Below are 25093 nucleotides of genomic sequence, written 5' to 3' on the forward strand. Positions count from 1 at the left end.
CCCTTCAAGGTTGATGGCTGAGGGCAACCACAACCCAGTGCCGGCAATCACCGAGTACGCAGAACTAGACGTCAGCGATTGGCCCCGGTCGGGTAGAGAGGAATTGGGCACCAAGCCCAAGCGCTGGCTAACGAATCCCGACACCCAAGAGCGCTGGCTAATGAAGTACGCCACGTTCAACGAACCACACGGCAGCCCTGGATATCGCAAAGGCGATGACTGGGCCGAGCGTGTGGCCTACGGAGTAGCCAGAGTCCTAGGCATCCCTGCCGCGCTTGTTGAACTCGCGGTTGAGCGCACCCCCGACGAGATCCGTTACGGGACTGTCTGTCGATCAGTTCTTCAAGAAGGGGAGAGCCTCATCAACGGCGACGAATTGATGTGGAATGTGGGTATCAGCGTTTCGCATCACCGTCGTGAGCTGTACACGGTGGAAGCAGCTGCCAGAGCGCTCAGAGACGTCGACCCTCCATCGAATGCCGATGAAGGGCTATCGGCTTGGGATGTCTTTGTCGGGTACTTGGTCCTAGACGCTCTGATCGGCAATACCGACCGGCACGAAGAAAACTGGAGTGCAATCAAGTTGACCTCCCTAGAAGGTCAACACCGTCTGGCGCCAACCTTTGATCACGCTTCCAGCCTGGGCTTCCAGCTCAGTGACCAGCAAAAGCAAGAACGGCTTACTTCGCGAGACAGCAACTTCACCCCTGAGGGCTGGGCGGATCGTGCCAAGACCCGTTTTGCCGACAGGTCTCACCCCGTCGAAGTTGTGGGGCAAGCTCGAGCACTCGACGGACAACCTGCTTTTGTGCACTGGCTCGGACGTGTCCAGCAATTGGATGACCTAGTCGCCCCGATCTGGCAAGTCACAGAACGCCGGATGTCAGATCTATCGAAGGAGTTCGCGGAGCGGATGCTGCGACGTAACTGGTCCCGACTGTCTTTATGAGTTCGGCTACTCTGGTCACATTCGACCTGTCACTCCCCGTGGATAGAGTGGATCAAATGACGGACCACCACCTATTCGTGACTTGGCGCCACCCTGACGGTTTGATCCATCCCGTTGGGTTGCTTACTCAGCGCGTCTCTGATGAGTCGCAGGAGTTCGAATTCGTGTATCTGAAGCATGCGGAAACATTGGATGGCTTTCCGCTGTTGCCGGGTCTGCCTGAGTTGCACAGGCTTTATGTGGACGATCAGCTATTTCCTGTATTCCGCAAACGGCAGATGCCTCGTCAACGTCCGGACTACGCGGAGTACGTCGAGACTCTAGGACTCGATGTGGAGACTGACCCCTTTGAGGTCATGGCCCGCAACGAGGGTCGCAAGATGACCGACCGCATCGAAGTGTTCGCTCCTCCTCGTCGGACCGAAAACGGCAATCTCACCGCTCTGTTCTTCGCCCGAGGAGTGCGACATCTCGAAGGGGCTTCGGACGCAGTGGCCGGTTTGCGGCCGGGAGACCGTCTGAGCCTCTTAGATGAGCCCAAAAACTCAACAAACCCGCAGGCAATTCTCATCAACACTCGGAACAACAAGACCGTGGGCTGGATCCCCGACTATCTGCTGGACACCGTCCACGATCTTCGCGATCTCATCGGGGAAGACGACATCATGATCACTGCCGAACACGTCAACCCCCCTGAAGTAGAGCCCTACATGCGACTTATCTGCCGGCTGACCGCTCCCTGGCCGGAAAACTATGAGCCGCTGTCCGGCCCACAGTTCCAACCCATCGTTGCCTGATTCGCGATAGCAAGCACCTCAAGCTCTGAACGGGCCTACAAAAGCGCACTGGCGACCAGTCGTCACTCCTGTCGAAGTGCCTTCTCCAAGGCGTCTCGCACCCTTTGTGGAACGGCTTTGCCTAACCTCTTGGTGAAGCGCTCAGTCAGTTCTTTGGCAATGGCATTTGCCACCCCCGCTTCCGAAAGCGCTTGAGCCAGCGCCCGCCGGAATTCGCGATCCTTCCCCGCTTCTGATGCATTAGCCATCATCGGCATCACCAAGACAGCTGTTCGATCGGCGATGGCCCTGATCCGATCGGGAGGCAGAACCCTTCTTATCGCCTGCTCCGCAGCCCGAGTCGATCTTGTCTGGGCCACCGATTGTCCTGCTTGCGTGACCCTCTTCGCCACCAGATTCGTAGCCACTTTTGCCTTGGCCATCTTGAGTGCCCTTAACCCTGCTCTCGCTACCTTGGCCCCTCGGCCACCTCGGGCCGCAACTGCCGCCACCGGTCCACTCCCCGAAGTTGCAGCGGTCACCGCTGCCAGTTTCACCGCCTCGACAAGTAGGCCAGGAAGTCTCTCGTAGACGACAAAGGTCAGTTTCTCCTCAATCTTGTCAGCAAGCAGTCGGATGTCTTCTTCAGATGGAGTCTTCATCCCAGTTCGGGGCCGAGGATGGAGACGAAGGAGACCATTTCGCCGGGGTAGCCGCCGAGGTTGTGGACCAGGCCGAGGTTGCGGTTGGACAGGTCGATTTGGCGGTCGTCGCCGGCTTGGCCGCGGAGTTGGAGCCAGCACTCGTAGTGCATGCGCAGGCCGGAGGCCCCCACGGGGTGGCCGAACGCCTTGAGGCCACCGTCGGTGTTGATGGGCATGTCGCCGTTGCGCTCAAAAGTCCCGGCCAGCACCTCTTTCCAGGCGGTGCCCCGCTCGCAGAAGCCCAGGTCTTCCATGAGCACCATCTCGGTGGGGGTGAAGCAGTCGTGAACTTCGGCCATAGCCAGTGCCGGGCGGGGGTCGTCGATTCCCGCCTGGCGGTAGGCGTCGGCTCCGGCCATCTCGCACTCCGGGAACGTGGTGTAGTCGTAGTCGGGGTCGATGAGCCCGCCACCGGTGCCCGACACGAACGACAGCGCCTTGATGTACAGCGGGTCGTCGCAGTACTTGTGGGCATCTTCAGCTCGCACCACGATGGCGGCGGCCGAACCGTCAGCCACGCCGGAGCAGTCGAACACTGACAGCCGCCCGGCCACCGAGGCCATCTCGCAGATCTTTTCGGCCGGCATCTCCCGGCGGAACTGGGCCAGCGGGTTGAGCGCCCCATTGCGGTGGTTCTTCTCGGCAATTTTGGCCACCACCATGCGCAGTTCGTCCTCGTCCACCCCGTAGCGGGCGGCGTAGGCCGGGAGCACCAGGCTGTACATGGCCGCGGCGGTCAGGTTCCGCTTGGTGCCGTCGTGGGGGGCGGGGGCGGCGTTCAATCCCTGATAGCCGGAGTCCTTGATCTTCTCCACCCCGATGGCCATGGCTATGTCGTAGGCCCCGCTGGCCACCGCATAGGAGGCTTGGCGCAGTGCCTCCGAGCCGGTGGCGCAGAAGTTCTCCACCCGGGTGACCGGCTTGCCTTCCAGCTTCAGGGGCTGGCTCAGCGTGAGTCCGCTCATGCCACTTGATGCCGTGCCCAGCCAGAATGCGTCCACATCGTCTTTGGCCACGCCGGCGGAGTCGAAAGCGGCGGTGGCGGCGTCGATCAGCAAGTCGTCGGTTCCCTTGTCCCAGTGCTCCCGGAATTGGGTACAACCCATTCCTATGATCGCCACCTGGTCTTTGATGCCATGACTGGCCATCGGTCGCCTCCTAGTCTCCCGATGAAGACCGCGCCGGGCGGGCCTTCCAGAAATAGTTGTAGATGCCCTCGGCCTCGTACAGCCGCCGAAACGTCATCTCCACCCGCTGGCCGATGCGGACCGCGTCGGGATCCACGTCGGTCAACTCAACCGGGAGCCGCCCGCCCCCGTCGAAGTCCACCACTGCGAACACCACCGGCGGGCTTACCGAGTACACCAGCCGGTCGATGGTGAAGGTCACCACGGTGGCCCCGACGTCGGCCATGGGCGCCGGGTCCATGGCATCGAGATCGTCCTCGGGGCGGATGGACACCCGGGCCGGCGGCAGGTGCAGCGTTCCGCTCTCGGTCCCCCGGCTGCCCACGAACCCGTACTTCCAGTCCTGGGCTCGGGCCGCGGCCGACGACGACGGTCGGGTTGGCTCGGGTCGATTCGGGGGCTGCACCTGGATCATGTCCCGCCACTGCAAGAACGTGGCGTAGCTCACCTCGGCGCCAGCAGCGATCTGGTCGGCCACGGGAAGGGCAGACGCGTAAGCGGCCAACGCCTCAGTGGCCCGCAGAATCAGAACCTCCGCCCCGTCAGCCAGCATCACCACCGCGATGGTCTGGCCGGGTTCGGCCTGCTCCAACTCATTGGCCAACAACAATCCCGGATGGGCCGTGCCGGTATTGCCCACCACCGCGCCCAAGTCGTCGGCCACCCGAGCCGCTCCGAGCTGGCCGGCCACCCGCTTGACCGCTCGGCCGTGAGACCCGGTCACCACCGCCACATCCACATCGTCGGCTCCGATGCCCGCCGCGCCCAGCGCCTCTTTCCAGGCTTGGTCAGCCAGCGGGCCGTAGCGGGTCTCGCCAAAGCGCTCCTCCCATTGGCCGGTGCTGGGCGAGCCCGGCTGGCGCCAACGGTCCACGAATTCCTCGGTGGCCGATGCCGAACCCAGCAACTCGGCCACCATCGGCCCGTCGTCCTCTGTGCCGATCAAGAATGCGGCGGCGCCGTCGCCGCCAGTGGCCTCATCGGCACCGGTAGGCAGTCCGCCTCTCTTGTCGGCGGTCACCACCAACGTCGGTCCAATCGCATCCAGGGCAGTCCGCAGCGCCCCGATGCCAGAGCGCACCGCGCCCCCGAAGTCCAGCGCGCTCGCGGAGGAATCCAACCGAAGGGCGGCGTGGATGGCGGTGGCGTTGGTTTTCTCCAGATAGGCGGGATCGGCGGTGGCAAACCACAACGCCCGGGGCTCGGCATCAGCAGGGCGCAGCGCCAGTCGGGCTGCCTCCACCCCCATGGTGGTGGTGTCCTCGTCGTAGGAAGCCACCGATCGGGTGCCCCGCCCACCGCCTTTGCCCATGACCGCGGCGATGGCCGACCGGTCCAAGCGCCGGTACGGCACGTAGCCCCCGAAGCTGATAACGCCTCGCATACCGCCGAAGTGTACGCCTGACACCACTGACATCCGGGGTCGTAGTGTGTCCCCCATGAGCTTTGAGCCCAGCGCCGAGGTGCGGCGCATCCGCGACGCCATCGACCATCCGATCATCGATTCCGACGGCCATATCGTCGAGTTTCTCCCCGAAGTCCACGACATCATGGCCACCGTCGGCGGTCCCGAGCTGGTGGACAAGTTCAAGGTCGTGGAGTACGGGGCGCGGAAGTCCATCGATCTGACCCTGGAGCAGCGCCGGGCCGCCGGGATGATGCGCTCGGCGTGGTGGGGGCTGCCGGCCCGAAACACCCTCGACCGGGCCACCGCCCTGCTGCCCAAGCTGCTGTACGAGCGACTGGACGAGATCGGGATCGACTTGGCCGTGCTCTACCCCACCTACGGGCTGACCTGCATGGGCCTCGAAGACGAGGACCTGCGCGTCGGGGCGGCAAGGGCGTTCAACCTCTACTTCCATCAGGCATACGAGCCCTACTCCGACCGCCTCATGCCGGTGGCCATCATCCCCATGTTCACCCCCGACGAAGCCATTGCCGAACTGGACTTCGCAGCGGGCGAACTGGGCATGCGCCCGGTGATGATGACCGGGCTGGTGCCCCGGCCGGTGGACCGGGAGAACACCAGCCACCGCCACGCCCGCCGCATGGACACCCTGGGCATGGACTCCCCCTGCGACTACGACCCGGTGTGGCAGCGGTGTACCGAACTCGGCGTGTCGCCCACCTTCCACTCCGCGGGCATGGGCTGGGGCAGCCGCACGTCGGAGACCAACTACGTGTACAACCACCTGGGCAACTTCGCCGCTGCCGGCGAGGCCCTGTGCCGGGCGGTGTTCATGGGCGGGGTGGCCCACCGCTTCCCCGAACTCCGGTGGGCCTTCCTGGAAGGGGGCGTGGCTTGGGGGGTCAACCTGCTGTCTGATGTGATCGGCCACTGGGAGAAGCGCAACCGCGACGCCATCGGACACTACGACCCCGCCGCGGTGGACATGGACGAGCTGGGCCAGCTCTTTGACAAATTTGGGACGGAAGCGGCCAACAGCCACCGCGACCGCCTCCAAGAAGCGCTGCACATGCTGAGCGAGCCCGACGAAGACCCGGCCACCATCGATGAGTTCGCCCTCAGCGGGGTGGACACCGTGGAAGACATCCTGGCCATCTGGGACCGGTTCCATTTCGGTTGCGAAGCCGACGACCCCATGACCGCTATCGGGTTTAACCGGAAGGTGACCCCGAGGGGCCAAGTGGTGAAGGGCATCTTCGCCTCCGACGTGGGCCACTGGGATGTCCCCGATGTGCGAGAAGTGCTGCCCGAGGCCTACGAGTTGGTGGACGACGGCATCCTCAATGAGGCCGACTTCCGGGCCTTCACCTTCGAGCACCCGATGTCGCTTTGGGCTGGCACGAACTCCGACTTCTTCAAGGGCACCGTCATCGAAGAAGCCCTGTAGAGACTTCTTGCTGTGAGCACTTGGGAAGGCCGGGTCGAAGACTTCGACCTGCTGACCGGCCGAGCCCGCTTTGGCGGTGACCTCAATGTTGAGAGTGCGCTATGGCTGGGCTTCGTGCGGTCACCGGTGGCCCGGGCAACCATTGCCGGTATCGACACATCGGCCGCCGAAGCCCTCGAAGGCATTGTCGGAGTATTCACTGCCGATGATCTTGCGCTGATCACCCAGCCGAGCGTGGAAGGCATCACCCCCACAGAGATCAGCCGACCCCCGCTGGCCCAGGGATCGGTGGCCTATGTCGGTGAGGCAGTAGCCGCCATCGTTGGGGTCAGCGAAGCAATCGCGGCCGATGCCTGCGAACTAGTTGAGGTCAGCTACGAGCCGCTGCCCCCACTCTCCGACCTGTCCTCTGCCACCGGCGAGGATGCACCGCTCCTGCATCCCCGGCACGGGTCCAACGTCGTGCTCACCGTCCCATCCGGCAATCCCACCGCGGTCCGTTCTGCTCTCGAACAGGCCGAAGTAGCCGTCACCCTCTCTCAGCACTATCCCCGGGTGGCGTGCTCTCCCATTGAGGGTATTGCTGGTCTTGTCGTCCCCCACGGCGACCGGGTGGTAGTCCATGTCAACTCCCAAATGCCTGCTCTCACCCACGACGAGCTGGCCCGCACCTTGGCCTTGCCCGACGATCAGATCAGCGTGGTGGTACCCCCCATCGGAGGCGGCTTCGGAGGAAAGTGCTGGGGCGAGAACGGCCTGTTTGCCGTGGCCGCGCAATTGGCCCAGCGACTGAACCGGCCGCTGCGCCTCGTTCAAACCCGCCCTGAGAATCTGCTGTCGATGCAGGCCCGGGATCAAGACCAGAGCATCACGCTGGCCGCCGACCAATACGGGACTGTCACCGCGCTGACAGCCGAGGTGAGCGCAGATGTGGGCGGGTACGCCGGGATGGGCGCATTTGAGCCGCTGCAAACCCAGCGGCTGCTCCCCGGCCCCTATCGGATCGACCGGGTTGCGGTCACCGCTTCGGCGGTGATGACCAATACAGTCCCCACCGGCCCCTACCGAGGCCCGGGCCGAGCCGAGGCCATTGGGCTCTTGGAGCGGGCCATGGACAACTTGGCGCGAGCTCTGAATCTGGACCCGGCGGAGATCCGCCGCCGCAACCTGCTTCGGCCCGATGACTTCCCCCGACAGACCCCTGGCGAACTGCTCATGGATGAAGCCAACCATCTTGGTGCCTTGGAGCAGGCTCTCCAAGAGATCGGATACCAACAACTACGGGAAGACCAAGCTGCCCTCAGAGTCTCGGAAAAGCCCCGGCTCCTCGGCATCGGCATCAGCTGCTGGGCCGATTTCACTGGCCGCCACGAGCCTTGCCAGCCGGCCTCGGCCCGGGTGACCGACGACGGCCGCATCGAGATTGATGCGGGCACCGCCCCCATCGGTCAGGGAATGCAGACTGTTGTCGCCCGCTTAGCTGCCGACGCCTTGGATGTAGACCCTGCCCTGATTATGGCCGCCACCCCCAACACCGGCCGCTTCCGCTCTGCGTTGGGCAGCTTTGGATCGCGATCGGCTTCGCTGGCCGGCAGCTCTACCGTCCAGGTAGTTGGCCGATTGCGCGACAAGCTGAAAGAACGGGCCGCCGAGTTGCTCGAAGCCGCAGTAGACGACATCGAGCTCCACCCCGACGCCACCCTGGGCATCCGGGGCACCCCCTCAGCCAGCATCGCACTAACCGACTTGGCCGGAACCGAGGCCACCGCGGCCTTCGACCAAGGCCAGCCCACCTTCTCCGGTGGCACCCACGTGGCCGTTGTAGAAGTCGACACCGAGACCGGCAATGTGGACCTGATCCGCCATGTGGCCGTCACCGACTGCGGCAGGGTGCTCAGCGAGATGCAAGCCTCAGGCCAGGTGCAAGGTGGCGCCGTGCAAGGCATCGCCGTCGCCCTCTTCGAGGAGATGCGCTACGACGCCGACGCAAACCCGCTTACCGTTAGCTTGGCCGACTACCTCGTACCCGCAGCGAGCGATGTCCCCGAAGTGGAAACCCGCTTCACCGAAACCCCCACCGACCGCAACCCCCTCGGCGCCAAGGGAGTGGCCGAGAGCGGCACCATCGCCGCGCCCCCCGCCGTCCAGAACGCCATCATCGACGCCCTCGCCCCCTTCGGCGTCACCCACATCAACATGCCCTGCACACCAGAACGGATCTGGCAAGCCCTCCGCACCAACCAGATATGACGGCCAACTGATCGCGTCTAGCCGTCATGCAGCTCATGCTTCGAGATTGGAGCAGGTCGTAGGAGCCACTTAAGGAGGCGTCGGAGTGGCCTCTCTAGGGGCGAGGGCGGGGAGGGCCGGGTCAAAGTTGAGTGGGACGTAACCGGAATGGTCGACAAACTCGTCTCGGGGCCAAGTTGCTGTTGCCCTGTACACCGTGCCGTCCATCGTCAACTCGACGTCGTAGGTGAATGGTGCCTCACCCAGAGCCGCAGCCCGCAGAGCATCGCTCCTGTTGACGTCCAGACTCACCAATCCGGGGCTGCGGCAACCTTCCGGCCTGTCTTCTACGTAACGCACTTCAGTGCTGGCGCCGTTGGCGGCTGTGACAATCACGGTGGCAGAAGCCGAGTCAGGTGTAATGGCAAGCCCCGAAATCGACATTCCGGCGGCGTAGGTGGTCACCTGCCCGTCGTCGAACCACAACAGCCCCATGTTGGCCTTCGGCACCGGCAGAACGCCATCAACCGTCATCTCCCACACGAACGAGGAGATCACGTCGCCGCCCGGACCGCTGCCGTATACATCGACGATGTAGGCACCGGCGAAGCCCTGCGGTACCAGTTTGTGGACGGTGGGTGCGATGCGGGCGAGCGGCTCCGTCTGGGAACGGCCGCACCCTTCTTCGTCACCAATCTGAAAGGTTGTCGCGCTGAATTCCCATCCGGCCACGGGAAACTCGACATAGAGGGGTCCAGCCCCGCGCACCCGTTCAAGTTCGTCAACGAGATCGGGAACGCCGTCAGCGCAGTAGTCCGAATATGTGCCGTCAGAACCGATGAAGTCGATCCAGCATGTAGTCCAGATTGTTAGCTCAAAAGAGGTTCCATGGCCGGTGACTCTGATCGTCGGCGGCTCGCGCGTCTCTCCCTGGCGCACAAGATCACGTATCATCACCTCCGGTGGCACGGCGCTGTAGTCCTCCGGAGCGAGACTTTCGGGAGGGCGGCCAAGATACGCATCTGGACGATTCTCGAGTTCAGGCTCCGCGGCAGACAATCCATCTTCTGATACCGGAGAGGGTGTGCCGTGGTCTTGGAGAGCCGACGGCGTAGCTGAAGGTAGGGCCGCGGGCGATGGCTCCTCTGTGGGCGTTGCTGTGCCGGGGTCGAGGGCTTGTTCCAGAATCGACGGGTCTGACTGGCAACTTGTGGCCAGAAGCATCAGTCCGACCACCAGTCCTATCAGCCTCGGCACCGATATCTGCACGGGCTCCATCAAATCATGGCGACAGGGCCTGCGGGGGTTTGGGGGCGTGGGCTCAGGCGGCGGCCTGGTGTTGGCGGGGCGTGGGCTCAGGCGGCGGCCTGGTGTTGGCGGGGCGTGGGCTCAGGCGGCGGTCAGTTGCTCAGCGGGCGGTGGGTGGGCTGTGGGGCTGGGCCGGGGTGGGGGCAGCAGGCGGTTCCGGCCCGTTGCAGAATCGCGCCCGAGAATGTGACCGTGTTTGTGGACTTTCCTATGGCACTTGGGGCACAGCAGCACCAGGTTGGGCATGTCGGTGGGCCCGTTGTGGTCCCATGGTTGGATGTGGTGGCCGTCGCATACTTGGGGTCGGATGCCGCAGCCAACGCAGCCGCGGTCTCTGCGGTACAGGGCCAGCTTCTGGGCTTTGGTGGGTGCTCTTTGGGCTCTTCCCATGTAGAGGGGCTGCCCGTCGGCTGCGAAGATCATCGGCACGATCTGCGCGTCGCAGGCGAGGCGGCGGAGCTCGTCGAGCTCGATGGGCGTCCCGTCGATCAGCCCGGCGTTTTGGAGCCGGCCCTCGATGGCGTCGTAGTCGGCGGAGATCACCAGCACCGTCTTCTGCGGCCTGATGCCGCAGTCCGGCGCCACCGCCGCCACCTCGTTTGGGATCCCGCAGCCAGAGGTGCCTTCCGCTACAGCGTTGGCGGTCTCGGCGGGCTGCTGGGTGATGAGCGCGACCAGCGCGTCGGCGTTGCGCTGCTCGAAGGTGCGGATGGGGTCGAAGGCGATGTCGTCGCCGAGCATCTTGGTGCTCATGGCGTCAACAGCGATTTTGACCCGCTCGCCGGACACCTGGTCCAGTTCGGCGTGCAACACGACCATGCCGCCGCTGCTGTCGAACACCTTGAAGGAGCGGCGGGCTCTTTGGCGCTCGGCGCGGCCCATCCCGTCATCGGCGCGACGCTGGTCCTCGCGGGCGGCGACTGACTTCTTGAACTCGTCGTGGCCCTGCCAGCCGCCCAGATCCAGCAACTCCTGCTGGTCTTGTTCGCTCATCGGCGCCCGCTTGTGCGACTCGGCGACCAGCGCGCCCTGGTCCGCGGAGATGTGCCCGTCTTGGACTGCGCCAAGAATCTGCGGCATGGCTGTGAGGCTCTCGGCCGTCTTGGCCAGCCGGCGGGCCCGGTAGGCGCTGATACCGAATTGGTGGCACACCGTCGCCGCCGCGCCCGGCCCTTCGAGCTCGCCGTAACGCACGACCAACCCGACCAGATAGCCCTCCGCCCGGCGGCGCAACAGATCAGCCTCGCCCATCAAACCCAACAGCTCCGAAGCGCCGGCCTCCGAATAGTCCGGGAACGCAAAACCCTCAGCAGCACCGTCGTCGGCACCGCCTGTACTGGGATTCAACGTAAATTCCATAGATGAAATTATACCAACCCCAGTGACACATTCCCCCCTGAAATATGCCTGAAAATATGAAAAAACTCAGCCAGCGACCGAAATCGATCTAGACGGTCAGTCCGTAGAGCTCGGCGCAGTTGTCGCGGAGGACTCGGTCAAGTTGGTGATCGGTCATGTGGGTGGTCTGCTCGGTGAGCATTTCTTGCGACCACGGCCAGGTGGCGTCGGAGTGGGGGTGGTCGTTGGCCCACATCACCCGGTTCTCGTTCATCAGGTCGAGCAGCTTGAATGCCACCCAGTCGTCCTGAAAGGTGAGGTACACGTTCTCTCGGAAGTAATCGCTGGGATTCTTGGACAGCTCGGCGCTCTCCAACCAGTTGCGATGCCGGTTGTAGGCGTGGTCGGCCCGATACATCCAGTGGGGCGCCCAGCCGGCGTCGGCCTCCACGCACACCACCTGCAAATCGGGATGGCGCTCGAACACGCCGCCGAAGATCAGCGTGCCGATGATGTCCTGGTTGCCCCGGATAATCCCCAGAAACGAGTTGATCTTCGGCCCTCGGAAGTGAGCGGCCATGGGGTGGTCGTTGCCCGAGGTGAGGATGTGGAACGACAGCGGCATCCCAATCGACACCGCCGCCTCCCAGAATGCGTCGAAATCGGGATGGTCGTAGTCGAGGCCGGAGGCCGCGTAACCGGGAAGCATGACCCCCTTGAGCCCTAAGTCCCGCATGGCCTCCAGGTCGGCGATGGCCTCGTCCACGGAGCGAATCGCGGTCTGGCCCAGGCCGATGAGCCGCTCCGGGGAGTGGGAGTTGAACTCGGCTATCCAGCGGTTGTAGGCGTCGAAGCAGGCCTTCTTGTAGTCGCCGTCGGGGTGGTTGCAAATGGTCATCCCTACCGACGGATAGATCACCTCGGCCACCACGCCGTCGCGGTCCTGCTCTTCCAGTCGGGCCACCGGGTCGTAGCCGCCGGGGTGCAGCTCCTCCCAGCGAGTGCCGCTGGAGATGCTGATCTCATGCCAGCTCTTGCCCGCCGCGGCGATCATGCCGAAAGGCATCCGGTTGCGACCGTTGTCGATCGACATGAACACGCCCATGTCATCGGCCCAATCCACCCGCGGCGCTCGGTCTCGGAACTTGGGATCGATGTAGTCGATGTAGGTGTTGTCGGGCTCGGTCACGTGCGAATCAGCCGAAATACAAGGGCGAACGGGGGTAACGGTGCTCATCTTCTGAACCTCTTCTATCTCGTGTCACTGAGACAACCACCAACGGTAGTAGCTAGCGTTTCCCCCATGAGCAGCCAGCGATCCGCCGCCGACATCCGAGCCGACCTCGGCCATCCCGTTATCGACGCCGATGGGCACGTGTTCGAGCACTACCCAGCCCTGCACCAGTACTGCCTCGACGAGGGGCTTGAGGGAGGGCTTTACCCCTACATGTCAAGCTGCTCGTTCAACGGAGAGCGCAATTGGAGCGGCCTGTCGCCTGACGAACGGCTGGCCCAGCGCTCCTTCCGGGGTCCGTGGTGGGCCCTGCCGCTGGGCAACACCCGCGACTTCGCCACCGCGGTGTCACCCGCGCTTTTCCGCGACCGAATCGAAGAGCTGGGAATGGACTTCGCGGTGTGCTACCCCAGCATCGGACTCAATTTTCCCGCCTACAAAGACGACGAGGTCCGCAACAAGCTCTGCCGAGCCCTCAATCGGTACTTGGCCGACAGCTACCAAGGCCTGCAAGACCGCCTGACTCCGGTAGCCGCCATTCCCACCCACACCCCCGAAGAGGCCATTGAGCATCTCGAGTTCGCGGTCACCGAATTGGGCTTCAAGGCAGTGATGATCGGCGGATTCGTGCCCCGACAATTACCGGCCGGCGGGGAGATGGCCACCTGGATCGACTCGCTGGGCCTCGATTCGGCCTACGACTACGACCCCCTCTGGCAGCGGCTAGTTGACCTGCAAACCCCGGCCAGCTTCCACTCCGGATCGATGGGCTGGGACGGACGCCGTTCCATCTCCAACTTCACCTACAACCACCTGGGCAACTTCGGCGCCGCTAGTGAGGCCACCGCCAAGTCGATTTTCTTCGGCGGAGTTACCCATCGCTTCCCCGACCTGCGCCTCGGCTTCCTTGAAGGAGGGGTCACCTGGGGTGCCCAATTGGTATGCGACCTCCTCAGCCACTGGGAGAAGCGCGGTCCCGAAGGCCTGAAGGCCTACGATCCGGCCCGATTTGATCCCGAGTACTTCGATTCTCTACTGGCTGAGGCCAACGACCCCATCGACTTGCCCGCCGGATTCGGGAAATCGATGCAGAAGGGCATCAGCAATGATGTGGTGGTCAACGACTTTGAGGCCGCCGGCATCACCTGCCCCGAGGACATCATCGAGCAGATCGACCGGTCCTACTGGTTCGGGTGCGAAGCCGACGACCCCCTTGTGCGGCTGGCCTTCGACGGCGCTCTACCCGAAGGAGCCAACCTCAACACCATCTTCTCCTCCGACGTGGGCCACTGGGACGTGCCCGACATGTCAGAAGTGATGCCTGAGGTGTGGGAGCAGGTGGAGCACGGCTGGCTGAACGAAGACCAGTTCCGGGCATTCACCTTCGGCAACGCTCACCGCTTCTTTTCCGAAGCCCGCCCTGACTTCTTCAAGGGCACCGTCCTAGAGGACGTCTCCGTCTAGAACCAAAACGCCTTGGGAAATAGGGCACCATGAACGCCCCTGATTCATCAACTTCGAGATTCATGCTTACCGCCCAACTGGGGATCTACTGCGACCCCAGCTCCCAGCCCGGGTACGGAATGCTCCGGGTGTTCGACGAGCAGTGCTATGGCGGTCAGGTGAGGCCATCAGTGCTGATGCTGATCGCCGACATCACGGGCGGCATGATCGGGGAGAAAGAAGATCCCGACTGCTGGCATTTCACCACTGACTTCCAACTCCGCACCGCAGCCGTCCCTCTTCCCGATCAAATCGATGTCTACGCCGAGGTGCTGCGGGCCGGGGCTTCCACGCTGACCTGCGAGTGCCGCTTCACCACTACCGACGGCGCCGAGATCGGCTACGCCCAGATCGGTTTCGGTCGCCACCACCAGCGACCCGGCGATCCAGCCAAGCCCATCCACGACCCTCCCCGTCCCGATCTCACGGGGCTTCCCGACATCGACCAGCCCCTAGCCGAGGTGGCTGGCATCGAGGTGGTGGATGCCGCCACCGGCCATGTGGAGGTCGAGCTCACCCCGCAGTTGCTCAACCCTGCGGGCATCATGCAGGGGGCCATGGTCACTCTGGTGGGCGAGGTGGGGGCCGAGACCTTTGCCGAGCATGATCTCGGCACGCCCCACGCGGTGGCCGACATGGACATCCGCTACCTGTTGGGGGGAAAAATCGGCCCGGTGTACAGCACCTGCCGCTGGATGGGCGACCCATCATCTGGGTGGGTGGTGGCCGAGATCAGGGATCTGGGCAAAGGGGACCGTTTGATGGCCACCATGTTGATGCGAGTCCGCCCGGCTCGCTGAGAGGCCAGAGGACCTACCCGAGTAGTTTGGCGGGATGAACCGCCAGTGGATCTACGCCACCAGGCCCGACGGGCCGGTGGGCGTGGACAACTTCGAGTACCGGGAGACTGCCGTCCCCGAACCGGGTGACGGCCAAGCGCTGGCCCGACTGTGCTATCTCAGCTTCGAGCCGGCCATGCGCACATGGTTGGAGGACTTCATCACCTACATGCCCCCTGCGCCTTTGGGCCAGCCCATGGTGGGACCGGGGGTCTTCCAGGTGGTTGCCTCCAACACCTCGGCGCTGAACGAGGGCGACCTGGTCAGCGGCATGATGAGCTGGCAGGACTACGAGGTGGTCGACGGCAACGTCCGGGTGGTGCCACCAGGCACCCCCATCCCGGTCATGTTGGGCCCGCTGGGAGGCACAGGGCTCACCGCCCACATCGGTCTGCTCGATGTCGGCCGTCCCCAACCGGGCGAGACGGTATTGACCTCGGGGGCAGCAGGGGCCACCGGGTCAGTGGCCGCCCAGATTGCCCGCCTCAAGGGCTGCCGTTCGGTGGGCATTGCGGGAGGGACCGACAAGTGCCGATGGCTCCTCGAAGAGGCCCGTCTGGATGGAGCCATCGACTACAAGAACGAAGACGTAGGCGCCCGGTTATCTGAACTTTGCCCCGACGGGGTTGACGTGTACTTCGACAACGTGGGCGGGGACATGCTGGAGACGGTCATGAATCACATGGCCCAAGGGGGGCGAATAGCCTGCTGCGGGGCCATCTCCACCTACAACCAGGGCCTACGCCGACCAGGGCCGCCCAACATGTTCCAGCTCATCGAAAAGCGGCTCACCCTTCAGGGCTTCATCATGTTTGACCACATGGACCGGGTGCCCGCGGCCATCGAGGATCTCGGAAAGTGGGTGGCTGACGGAGAAATCACCTTTCAAACCGACATCCAGGAAGGATTCGAGAACATCCCCGCAACATTTCTACGGCTGTTCTCCGGCGCCAACCACGGCAAGCAGCTTTTGAAGGTCAGAGATCCAGAGTAGGGAGAAGCGCGATGAGCCTGGCCATCTACGAATCTGAAGGCCGAATAGCGGTCATCACCATGAACCGGCCGGAGTCGCGCAACGCCATGAGCCCGGAGCTGTCCGCCGCATTGGGCGAGGCGTTCGACCGGTTCGACTCTGATGATGAGGTGTGGGTGGCAATCCTGGCTGGCAACGGCCGCGTTTTCTGCGCCGGCGCCGATTTGAAAGCACTTTCTGAGGGCCGGACCGCGGGGATCATGCATCCCGAGCATGGCTTCGGCCACTTCTCCCGCCGTCAGCGCACCAAGCCAGTCATCGCGGCTGTGGACCGCCCCGCGGTGGCCGGAGGATTTGAGATGGTGTTGGCCTGTGATCTGGTGGTGGCGTCTGCTGATGCCGTGTTCGGATTGCCTGAGGTCAAGCGATCCCTGATCGCATCCGAGGGTGGCGTCAGCCGGCTTCCCCGTCGCATACCGGTGAACATCGCCATGGAAATGGCGCTGATCGGCGACACCATCGACGTCCATCGGGCCTTTTCCCTGGGTTTGGTAAACGTGGTATGCGAACCCGGGAAAGCGCTGTCAGAGGCAAAGGCGCTGGCTGAGCGCATCATCGAAAATCCACCGTTGGCAGTCAGGGGTGCTCGCCAAGCCCTGCTCGATGGATTGGAAACCACCGAAGCCGAATCCTTCAAGATCGCCACCCAAGCCGGGAGAGCACTCTTCGAGACCGAGGACTTCAAAGAGGGGCCCCGGGCATTCGTGGAAAAAAGACCCCCGGTGTGGAAGGGCCGATAAGCCGTGTCGAATCGGCCAATCGGGCACAGCCGATGAACGACCAGGCCACCGGGGAGCGGGAGCTGATGCTCACCGGGATCGGTGGTCAAGGGGTGCAGCTAGCCGCCCAAGTCATCGCCCAGGGCGCGACTGCCGACGGCAAAGAAGTGCTGGTGTTCGGCAGCTACGGCGGCATGATGCGGGGAGGCAACACCGACAGCACGGTGGTGATCAGCGACCATCCCATCGAGGCGCCGCCGGTGCTGTTCAGCACCTGGTCGGCCATCTTGATGCACCACCAGTACTGGACTCCGCTGCGGGAGCGCATCCGCGACCACGGTTTGGTGCTGGTCAACACCTCGGTGTTCGAGGACGAGCTGGACCAGGATCGCTATCAAGTTGTGGAGGTTCCCGCCACCGATGTGGCCACCGATCTGGGCAACCCGCTGTTGGCCGCCATGGTGATGTCCGGGGTTTACGGGCGGAGGTCCGGACTGGTGAGCTTGGACGGACTGGTTGAGGGCATGCGCCGCTCGGTGCCGCCCTACCGCAGCCAGCTCATCGAGGCCAATGAGGGTGCGCTGGCCTCGGGCTGGGAGATGGCGGCGTGAGCCCAAGCACCCCGGGAGGCACAGTGACCGTCAGGGGCACCGTGGTCATCGACGTCGAGGCCTGCAAGGGCTGTGACCTGTGCATCGACGCCTGCCCGCCCCGGGTGCTGGAGATGACCGTCCACGAGGTCAACACCCGGGGCTATCGCTATCCCCGCCTGCTGGCTGGTTGCACCGGCTGTCAGGCCTGTGCCCAGATATGTCCCGACTTCGTGTTCCAGGTGTACAAGTACGACATACCATTGGATCTGCCGCTCGAGGATCAGGGCGAACAATGAGCGACCGGGCGCTGCTAGAAGGATCAGAGGCCATAGCCCGAGCCGCGGTGGCCGCCGGCTGCCGGTTCTTCGCGGGATACCCCATGACCCCGTTCACCGAGTTGTTGGAGCACATGGCCGCCCTGCTGCCCGAGGTGGGCGGCGTGTGCATGAACGCCGAGAGCGAGTTGGAGGCGGTGGGCATGGCCTGGGGGGCGGCCACCACCGGTCACCTGGCCGCCACCGGGTCTACCGGTCAAGGGCTGTCGCTGATGCAGGAATCGCTGTCGGAGATCACCAACGCCTGCCTTCCTCTGGTGGTGTTCAACATGGCCCGGGGGCAGGGCGACTACTTCCAGGCCACCCGCGGCGGCGGCCACGGCGATTACCGCCACATCGTGCTGGCTCCCATGGACGTGCCCGAGGCGGTGGAGCTGACCCGTCTGGCGTTCGAGTTGGCCAGTCAGTGGCGCACTCCGGTGATGGTGCTGGGCGACTACTACTTGGCCCACACCTACCAGGCGGTTTCGGTTCCCTCCATAGAAGGAGCCGCCCCTGAGTTGCCCAATTGGGCACTGAACGGATCTTCGGGGGGGTCGGGGTCAGCCAAGATCATCTCTCCCCTAGGGGGCGGCGTTGAGGGCGAGGAGGGATTCGACTTGGGGGCCCACTACGCGGCGTGTGCGGCCCACATCCAAGAGATGTCTGCCGGAGTCGACCCGCTGGTCGATATCGGCTTCTGCGATGACGCCGATCTGGTGGTGGCCGCCTACGGATCGGTGGGCAAGTTCGTACGCTACGCCTGCTTGCGACTGCGCGACGCCGGTCACCGGGTGGGTTACGTGCGCCCCATCACGCTGTGGCCGTTCCCGTCGCAGGCTATGCACAGCGCGGTCGCCGGCGCCGCCAAAGTAGCGGTGTACGAGCAGAACATGGGCCAGATGGTCGACGACGTGCGGCTGGCTACGCTGGGGGCAGTGCCGGTGGAGTTCATCGGGAGCCCGAGTTGGGATCACTCCGGTTTTGGGATCGGACCCGACATCAACGTGCCCGACATCTCCGAACGCATCTTGGAGGCCCTGTCATGAAGGGAAGAGGGCCATGAAGGGAGGAGGGCCATGAGCGACGAGCGGATATTCCTTTCCACCGAATCACCTCCACAAGAGCCCGCTGCGCTCGTTGACGACTTCACGCCGTCGCTCATCACCCAGGCCAACCACCACCTCTGCCCCGGCTGCGGGGAGCCCATCGCCATACGGGCCGCCATGGAGGCCATCGAAGAATTGGAACTGGCCCAGTCCACGATCACCGTCTTTGGCATCGGCTGCTACACCGCATTTGCCCACAACCTCGACGTGGAGGTGGTGCAAGCCCTGCACGGCCGGGCCCCATCGGTGGCCACCGGTATCAAGCGGATGCTGCCCGACGGATTCGTGATCACCATCCAAGGCGACGGCGACATGGTCAACGAGGGCCTGCAAGAGGTGCTGCACGCCGCGGCCCGGGGCGAGAACATCACCTGCCTGCTGTTGAACAACGGTGTGTTTGGCGAAACCGGCGGCCAGATGACCACAACCACCACCCTGGGACAGCGCACCAAGACCTCAATCGAGGGGCGTGATGCCCACCGGCACGGCCACCCGATTCTGCTTTCCGATCTCGCCGCCACCATGGACGGCGCGGCCTATGTTGCCCGGTGTGCGGTAAACAACGCAGGCAACGTGGCTCGCACCAAGCGCTTTATCACTCGGGCCTACGAGTCCCAGATGGCCGGGGCCGGGTTCAGCCTGGTGGAAATCCTCACCATGTGCCCCACCGGCTGGTTCGTCGACACCCTGGAGGGCCCCGACTACCTCCAAGACACCCTCGCCCCGGTTCACAACATCGGCGAGCTGAAAGCCCCCTAGCCACTAATCCAGCAGTAGCTCCCGCAAGGCCTGTCGATGCCCTCCGTCTAGGCCCAAACCGTCGGCCCAGTACTGATCGAAGCTCCCCCAAGTGCCAGCCAATACCCGCATCTGCTCGGCAAAGTAGTCCTCGTGTACTACGGCCAGCGGCATCATCAGTTCGCCATAGCGGCCGGGAATCACATGCTGGTTGGTCTCCAGGTAGTGATCCACCACCTGCTGCTCCGGAACCCCCACGGCCAGCAGCAGCAGGCTGGCCGCCCAGCCGGTGCGGTCTTTGCCCGCGCTGCAATTAAACAACAACGGAGCCGCTCCCGGTGCCAAAACCCCTCTCACAAACTCACCGAATTGGGACGAGCGCACCGGGTCGCTTACCAATCTCGCCGATGCCTCCTTCATCCACTGGAAGGCCTTGCCGTTGCCGAATCTCTCTTCTAGCTCATCGGCGCTGAAAGCAGAGAAATTCTCCCGAAGCCCGGACGGGTTCGCAGAATCGGCCATCGGCAGCGAGACCTGCTCCACCCCGTCGGGCAGTCGGTTGGGGCCTTCTGCGGCAAGATCTCCCCGGTTCCGGAAATCGAAGACCGTTCGAATGCCCAAATCAATCAACGAGTCCAAGTCGGCGTCGGAGGCTTCAGCCAAGTGAGCCGACCGAAATACCAGCCCAGTGCGCACTTTTTGCCCGTCAACCGTGGTCTGGCCACCCAGCGTTCGGAAGTTTCGTATGGACTCCACGCCGGGCACCCTAGCCAGGAGACCTCTATCCCCCTGCATTGACTACTTGTGTTTGGAGAATTAATGACATGGGCGTTTGAAGGGGCTAAAGTCTGGCCTCAATTATTCCGAGTAGGGGCCGGCCGACACTTGGCTTGGTCCAGGGAGACACAACTATGACCAAGACCAAGTTGATTTTCGTTGGGCTGGCAGTGGCGCTGGTGGGCTTTTTGTTCGCCGGGTCCGCTTCGGCTCAGGACCAGACCTTGACGGCCAACGGGGACGATCCGCACTATGTGGCCGAACCCGGCACTTACGAGATCACCCTGAATGGAGCTGGCTACACGCTCTCGTCAGTGAACTTCGTGACCTGCGGCACTTCTGATATGGATGCCATTATCGGACCTGCTGGCGGCGCCGGACTGATCGCAGAATGCGGCGGTTTCGGCGCGGCGGTCGATTTGGAAGCAGATGGCACCTGGACCAACACCGTTGAAGTTGAAATCGGTGAAGCAGGCATCGCCTTTGGGCTGTTCGAACTCCGGACAGACGGTGAAGGCGCATTCGTCCAGGTGATAGTCGATGCGGACATGGCCATGATGGACGACGACATGCTGGCAGATACTGGCGTGGAGACGTCACTGCTGGTCATCATCGGTGCGGGCATCGCCCTCGCTGGTCTGATGGTGTTTGGCCTCAGCCGCCGGCTGCGCACCCTGTAACACGTAACACCAACCCCTGATCAAAACACTCGGTGCCCCGGGCCTTCGGGTCCGGGGCACCGGTCGTTTCTGACCAGGGATGAAATGTAATTGTTAGATGGATGACACAAACGCAATACCGCGCTAAGGTTTCGTAACCTATAGGAGTAGGGGCTGGCCAAATGTCGGCGCGGCCCAAGGAGCTATGTCATGACCAAGACCAAGTTGGTATTCGTTGCGATGGCACTGGCGCTTGTTGCCTGGGTAGGAGCAAGCGCCGCCACAGCCCAGGGTGGGCCGACATTGACGGCCGATCCGGCCTATGTGGATGCCGCAGGTGAGCACGAGATTTCCTTGTCCGGAAGTGGCTTTACCGCTGCTTCCCTCAATGCGACAGCCTGCAACACCGCTGATCCTGATGAGATCACATCAGATAACTTCCTCGCCATTTGTGGCCTAGGTAGCACGGCCACCAACGACGGTGACGGCAACTTCTCTGCCACAGTGACTGCGAATGTCCTTGAAGACGGAGTTGTCTTGGTCATGTTTGAGCTGCGGCCAGGTGGCGAGAGCGCGCGGGTTGTTGTGACGGTCGGTGCATCTGACATGGCTGACGACATGGGCGACGACGACATGGGCGACGACGACATGGGCGACGACGACATGGCTGACGACATGGGCGACGACGACATGGGCGATGACATGGGCGATGACATGGCTGACGACATGGCTGACGACATGGGCGACGACGACATGGCTGACGACATGGACGATGACATGGACGATGACATGGCTGACGACATGGGCGACGACGACATGGCTGACGACATGGGCGACGACGACATGGCTGACGACATGGCTGACGACATGGGCGACGACGACATGGCTGATGACATGGACGATGACATGGCTGACGACATGGGCGACGACATGCTGGCTGACACCGGCTCTAACACCCCGCTGTTGGCCATAGTTGCTCTCGCAGTGGTGCTCGCGGGTGCGATGGTGCTCGGCCTCAGCCGCCGACTGCGTACCCAGCAGTAGTTCCACTACCTGATCGGAACACTCGGTGCCCCGGGCCTTCGGGTCCGGGGCACCGGTCGTTATAGGGTCAGGCCATGTCCTACGAATTCATCCTGCTCGATGATCCTGCACCCCACATCCGTCGCATAACCCTGAACCGCCCAGAAAAGCGAAACGCCATCAGCACTCCCATGCGAAAGGAGTTGTTGGCTGCCCTGCAAGCGGCCGATGTCGACGACGACGTGCGGGTGTCGATCATTCGAGGAGCTGGACCGTGCTTCTCGTCGGGGTATGACCTGACCGATTCGCTCATGGACGATCCTCCTCACTACACCGCCGGGGGCGACGGGCAGTGGTCCCGCCACGTGACCGACAGCTGGCTGGCCATCTGGGAGCTAGCCAAACCGGTTATCGCCCAGATCCACGGTTACGCCCTAGCCGGAGCATCAGAGCTAGCCGCCGCCTGTGACCTGGTCTATGTGGCCGAAAACGCCGACATCGGCCATCCGGTGGTGCGGGTGCTGAGCCCGCCCGACTTCAACTACCACCCCTGGCTGGTGGGGTTCCGCAACGCTATGGAGATGATGCTCACCGGCGACTCATACACCGGCATCGAGGCAGCCGCCATGGGTTTCGCCAACCGGGCCTACCCCGAAGAGGAGTTGGACGAGCGGGTGCTGGAGATGGCCAAGCGGGTGGCCCGGGTGCCGTCCGACCTCCAGCAGATCAATAAACGCAGTGTCCACCGGGGCATGGAGGCGATGGGCACCCGCAACGCCATCCGCACTATGTCGGAATACCAGGCTCTGGCCGGCAACGTGGCGTCGGTGCAGGAGTTCAAACAGCGGGCCTTGGACAGCATCAAGTCGGTGGTGGACCGCCCCGCCGCGGCCGGTTCAAGTGCCGACACCAAGGGAAGCTGATGCAGATTTGGCGACAATATGAGCTGGGCGACCCAGTCGAGTTTCTCCAGCTAGAGCAAGTCGACCCCCCGGAGTCAGCCCCCGGCCAAGTCGTGGTGGATGTTGAAGCCGTGGGGCTGACGTTTGTGGACTGTCTCATGGCTCGGGGCCTCTACCAAATGGAGACCAAGCTGCCGTGGTCACCGTGTACCGAGGTGGTGGGCCGGATACGGGAACTCGGCGACGGGGTTGACCACTTGGCCGTCGGTGACCGAGTGGTGGGTATCGGCGGGGGGTCACTCGCCGAGAAGACTGCGCTGCGGGCCAGCGGCGTTCACAAGCTGGCCGAAGGGATAACGGCCGGAGCAGCCGCCGCAGCGCTAGTGAACTACGGCACCTCGTGGTTCGCCCTCCACGACCGGGGACGCCTGGCCGAAGGCGAGACGCTGTTGGTTCATGCTGGAATGGGTGGTGTGGGCTCGGCTGCCGTGCAGCTTGGCCAGATTGCGGGTGCCAGGATCATCGCCACCGCTGGTGGGGCCGAGAAAACCGCCCTGCTCAAGGAAATGGGAGTGGAACTGGCCATCGACTACCGAGAGACTCCCGATTTTGTCGACCCAGTTCGAGCCCACACCGAAGGCCATGGTGTAGACGTGTGCCTCGACCCAGTGGGTGGTGACGTGTTTGATCGGTCCCGGAGGTGCATGGCGTGGGATGGCCGACTGTTGGTGATCGGCTTCACTAGCGGCCGAATCGCCGACGCTCCCACCAACCACATTCTTTTGAAGAACTACTCAGTGGTCGGCGTCCACTGGGGGGCGTCGGTAGGCCGCAATCCCGAACCATCCGAACGGGCCCGCCAGGAGATCTTTGCCCTCCTCGAAGAAGGGCGCCTGAATCCCCCAGTGTTCCCCCCCTATGCCTTCGACGATGTCCCCGCCGCCCTCGACGACATCTACCACCGCCGCACTTGGGGAAAGGTCATCGTAGAGATCTGAGCCGCTCCGACGGAGAAGGAAGCGCCGAAAGACAGCTACGTAGGCAGGTCGGGGCGGACGATCACCACTGGGCAGCTGCCGTGATGAGTGATCTGCTGGCTGACCGAGCCCAGCAGCAAGCCTCGGAAACCGCCCCGGCCCCGTGAGCCCACCACCAGCATGCAGGCATTGTCGGACTCGGCGATCAGGGTGTCGGCTGCCCGACCCCGGATCATGCGGCGCCTGACCTCCACCCCTTCGGAGTCGACTTCGGCCAGGACTTCGTCGATGATGCTGTCCTGCATCCGCTTGACCTCAGCCTCCAAATCGATGGGGTCGAGCGGCACATAGTTGAAGTCCGGCGAGGCGGGCACGTAGGTGGTTGAGTAGGCGGTCACTACATCCACCGCGGCGTTGCGGTATCGAGCCTCCTTGATGGCCCAGCGAAGCGCGGCTCGGGCCCCACCCGATCCTTCCACTCCGACGACGATCCGATTGTCCGGTTCGCTCACTTCATCCGCCATAGGCACATTGTAACTACATCGGGTTGTAGGGGAAGTCGGCGTCTACTCCCCCATCCACAACCAATGTGCGACCCGAAACGAAGTTGGATATCGGCGCGGAGAAATAGAGCACTGCACCGGCAATGTCCGAGGGCACGCCCATATGGCCCATGGGCACGGCGGCATCGTTCATCGCCCTTCTCTCATCGTCGAACAGCGCCTCCATGCGAGGGGTCAGGATCGTGCCCGGCGCCACGCAATTGGCCCGGATGCCGTAGGGAGCCAGCTCAATGGCCACCGACTGCATCCATGCCATGAGTCCGGCCTTGGCTGCTCCGTAGTGAGCGTGGTTGGGGGCCGCAGTGAGACCGCTGACCGATGCGATAAACACCATGGTTCCCCCGCCGGTCTCCTTCATGGCCCGTCCGGCGATTTGCGAGATCAGGTAGGCGTGGCGGAGCACCATGTCGAACTGCCAGTCCCACTCGGCGTCGTCGATGTCCAGCACTCCAGACCAACCGGAGACGCCCACTATGTCGACGATCCCCTCAATCGATCCCATGGTCCTACCAGCCTCGTCAACCAGAGCCTGGACGTCTTCCCGCTTGGTGATGTCGGCAATCCACGGGATGCCGTCCACCTCATTGGCCACCTGCTCGGCCCGGTCCTGCTCGAGGTCCACACAAAACACCTTGGCCCCCATCTGGGCTAGGGCATGTGAGGACTGACGTCCCATGCCCTGGCCGGCGCCCAGCACAATGAAGCCCTTCTCGTCGAGCCGCATGAGTCCGGCGTAGTCGGGTACGGGTGAGGTATCGGCCATG

General features: G+C 63.5%; 25 protein-coding genes. 16 read left to right on the top strand and 9 right to left on the bottom strand.

Annotation, left to right across the window (positions count from 1 at the left end):
• The first annotated feature begins 13 nt into the window (after positions 1–13).
• Together OXG30_08270 and OXG30_08275 are read left to right on the top strand one after the other, a co-directional pair.
• Positions 14–949, top strand: a complete 936-nt coding sequence (locus OXG30_08270; protein MCY4134892.1) for a HipA domain-containing protein — start codon at positions 14–16, stop codon at positions 947–949.
• Between the two features lie 56 nt (positions 950–1005).
• Entirely contained in the window at positions 1006–1746 is a 741-nt protein-coding gene (locus OXG30_08275; GenBank protein ID MCY4134893.1) for a hypothetical protein, read from the top strand.
• A gap of 62 nt (positions 1747–1808) precedes the next feature.
• On the opposite strand, the gene OXG30_08280 is transcribed toward OXG30_08275, so the two are convergent.
• From OXG30_08280 to OXG30_08290, 3 genes are all read right to left on the bottom strand, one after another.
• Complete coding sequence (locus tag OXG30_08280) at positions 1809–2168, bottom strand: hypothetical protein (protein MCY4134894.1); 360 nt, start codon at positions 2166–2168, stop codon at positions 1809–1811.
• A gap of 215 nt (positions 2169–2383) precedes the next feature.
• Positions 2384–3577 carry an acetyl-CoA acetyltransferase gene (locus OXG30_08285; GenBank protein ID MCY4134895.1) on the bottom strand — a complete coding sequence of 398 codons (1194 nt, stop codon included), beginning with the start codon at positions 3575–3577 and terminating at the stop codon, positions 2384–2386.
• A 10-nt stretch (positions 3578–3587) separates the two neighbouring features.
• Positions 3588–5033, bottom strand: coding sequence for an OB-fold domain-containing protein (locus tag OXG30_08290; GenBank protein MCY4134896.1), 1446 nt, complete (start codon positions 5031–5033; stop codon positions 3588–3590).
• Between the two features lie 22 nt (positions 5034–5055).
• Between OXG30_08290 and OXG30_08295 the strand changes: the two genes are divergently transcribed.
• Positions 5056–6471: an amidohydrolase family protein gene (locus OXG30_08295; protein MCY4134897.1), complete on the top strand. Its 1416-nt coding sequence runs from the start codon at positions 5056–5058 to the stop codon at positions 6469–6471.
• Positions 6472–6483: 12 nt separating this feature from the next.
• Positions 6484–8721, top strand: a complete 2238-nt coding sequence (locus tag OXG30_08300; protein MCY4134898.1) for a xanthine dehydrogenase family protein molybdopterin-binding subunit — start codon at positions 6484–6486, stop codon at positions 8719–8721.
• Positions 8722–8790: 69 nt separating this feature from the next.
• On the opposite strand, the gene OXG30_08305 is transcribed toward OXG30_08300, so the two are convergent.
• The 3 genes from OXG30_08305 to OXG30_08315 form a co-directional block, all read right to left on the bottom strand.
• The gene (locus OXG30_08305; GenBank protein MCY4134899.1) at positions 8791–9654 is read right to left on the bottom strand and encodes a hypothetical protein; all 864 of its coding nucleotides are present in this window, start codon (positions 9652–9654) and stop codon (positions 8791–8793) included.
• A gap of 435 nt (positions 9655–10089) precedes the next feature.
• Positions 10090–11367, bottom strand: coding sequence for a DUF222 domain-containing protein (locus OXG30_08310; protein ID MCY4134900.1), 1278 nt, complete (start codon positions 11365–11367; stop codon positions 10090–10092).
• Between the two features lie 88 nt (positions 11368–11455).
• Positions 11456–12583, bottom strand: coding sequence for an amidohydrolase family protein (locus OXG30_08315; protein ID MCY4134901.1), 1128 nt, complete (start codon positions 12581–12583; stop codon positions 11456–11458).
• A gap of 66 nt (positions 12584–12649) precedes the next feature.
• Between OXG30_08315 and OXG30_08320 the strand changes: the two genes are divergently transcribed.
• From OXG30_08320 to OXG30_08355, 8 genes are all read left to right on the top strand, one after another.
• Positions 12650–14044, top strand: a complete 1395-nt coding sequence (locus tag OXG30_08320; GenBank protein MCY4134902.1) for an amidohydrolase family protein — start codon at positions 12650–12652, stop codon at positions 14042–14044.
• 62 nt (positions 14045–14106) lie between these two features.
• A complete protein-coding gene (locus tag OXG30_08325; GenBank protein ID MCY4134903.1) occupies positions 14107–14883 on the top strand; it encodes a PaaI family thioesterase in 777 nt (258 codons plus the stop codon).
• Between the two features lie 34 nt (positions 14884–14917).
• Complete coding sequence (locus OXG30_08330) at positions 14918–15916, top strand: NADP-dependent oxidoreductase (GenBank protein ID MCY4134904.1); 999 nt, start codon at positions 14918–14920, stop codon at positions 15914–15916.
• Positions 15917–15927: 11 nt separating this feature from the next.
• Positions 15928–16695, top strand: a complete 768-nt coding sequence (locus tag OXG30_08335; protein MCY4134905.1) for a crotonase/enoyl-CoA hydratase family protein — start codon at positions 15928–15930, stop codon at positions 16693–16695.
• Between the two features lie 32 nt (positions 16696–16727).
• A complete protein-coding gene (locus OXG30_08340) occupies positions 16728–17285 on the top strand; it encodes a 2-oxoacid:acceptor oxidoreductase family protein (GenBank protein MCY4134906.1) in 558 nt (185 codons plus the stop codon).
• Entirely contained in the window at positions 17282–17563 is a 282-nt protein-coding gene (locus OXG30_08345) for a 4Fe-4S dicluster domain-containing protein (GenBank protein MCY4134907.1), read from the top strand. Before OXG30_08340 ends, OXG30_08345 begins: the two co-directional genes overlap by 4 nt.
• Positions 17560–18630 (top strand): hypothetical protein, encoded by a 1071-nt coding sequence (locus tag OXG30_08350; protein ID MCY4134908.1) that lies wholly within the window; start codon positions 17560–17562, stop codon positions 18628–18630. The genes OXG30_08345 and OXG30_08350 overlap by 4 nt, the downstream gene beginning before the upstream one ends.
• Before the next feature lie 30 nt (positions 18631–18660).
• Complete coding sequence (locus tag OXG30_08355) at positions 18661–19449, top strand: thiamine pyrophosphate-dependent enzyme (protein MCY4134909.1); 789 nt, start codon at positions 18661–18663, stop codon at positions 19447–19449.
• A 3-nt stretch (positions 19450–19452) separates the two neighbouring features.
• Here OXG30_08355 and OXG30_08360 read toward each other — a convergent pair whose 3' ends face one another.
• Positions 19453–20184 carry a tyrosine-protein phosphatase gene (locus OXG30_08360; protein ID MCY4134910.1) on the bottom strand — a complete coding sequence of 244 codons (732 nt, stop codon included), beginning with the start codon at positions 20182–20184 and terminating at the stop codon, positions 19453–19455.
• Between the two features lie 155 nt (positions 20185–20339).
• Between OXG30_08360 and OXG30_08365 the strand changes: the two genes are divergently transcribed.
• The 4 genes from OXG30_08365 to OXG30_08380 all read left to right on the top strand — a co-directional run bounded on the left by OXG30_08365 (position 20340) and on the right by OXG30_08380 (position 23787).
• Complete coding sequence (locus OXG30_08365) at positions 20340–20885, top strand: hypothetical protein (protein MCY4134911.1); 546 nt, start codon at positions 20340–20342, stop codon at positions 20883–20885.
• 189 nt (positions 20886–21074) lie between these two features.
• A complete protein-coding gene (locus OXG30_08370; GenBank protein MCY4134912.1) occupies positions 21075–21908 on the top strand; it encodes a hypothetical protein in 834 nt (277 codons plus the stop codon).
• A 74-nt stretch (positions 21909–21982) separates the two neighbouring features.
• A complete protein-coding gene (locus OXG30_08375) occupies positions 21983–22810 on the top strand; it encodes an enoyl-CoA hydratase/isomerase family protein (protein MCY4134913.1) in 828 nt (275 codons plus the stop codon).
• Positions 22810–23787 (top strand): NADPH:quinone oxidoreductase family protein, encoded by a 978-nt coding sequence (locus OXG30_08380; protein MCY4134914.1) that lies wholly within the window; start codon positions 22810–22812, stop codon positions 23785–23787. Before OXG30_08375 ends, OXG30_08380 begins: the two co-directional genes overlap by 1 nt.
• A gap of 35 nt (positions 23788–23822) precedes the next feature.
• Here the strand turns inward: OXG30_08380 and OXG30_08385 are convergent, their stop codons facing one another.
• Both OXG30_08385 and OXG30_08390 read right to left on the bottom strand, forming a co-directional pair.
• Positions 23823–24290, bottom strand: coding sequence for a universal stress protein (locus tag OXG30_08385; protein ID MCY4134915.1), 468 nt, complete (start codon positions 24288–24290; stop codon positions 23823–23825).
• Between the two features lie 13 nt (positions 24291–24303).
• Positions 24304–25092, bottom strand: a complete 789-nt coding sequence (locus tag OXG30_08390) for an SDR family NAD(P)-dependent oxidoreductase (protein MCY4134916.1) — start codon at positions 25090–25092, stop codon at positions 24304–24306.
• Position 25093: the final 1 nt, after the last annotated feature.

Source organism: bacterium, from assembly GCA_026708015.1.
Taxonomy (GTDB): Bacteria; Actinomycetota; Acidimicrobiia; order Acidimicrobiales; family Bin134; genus Poriferisocius.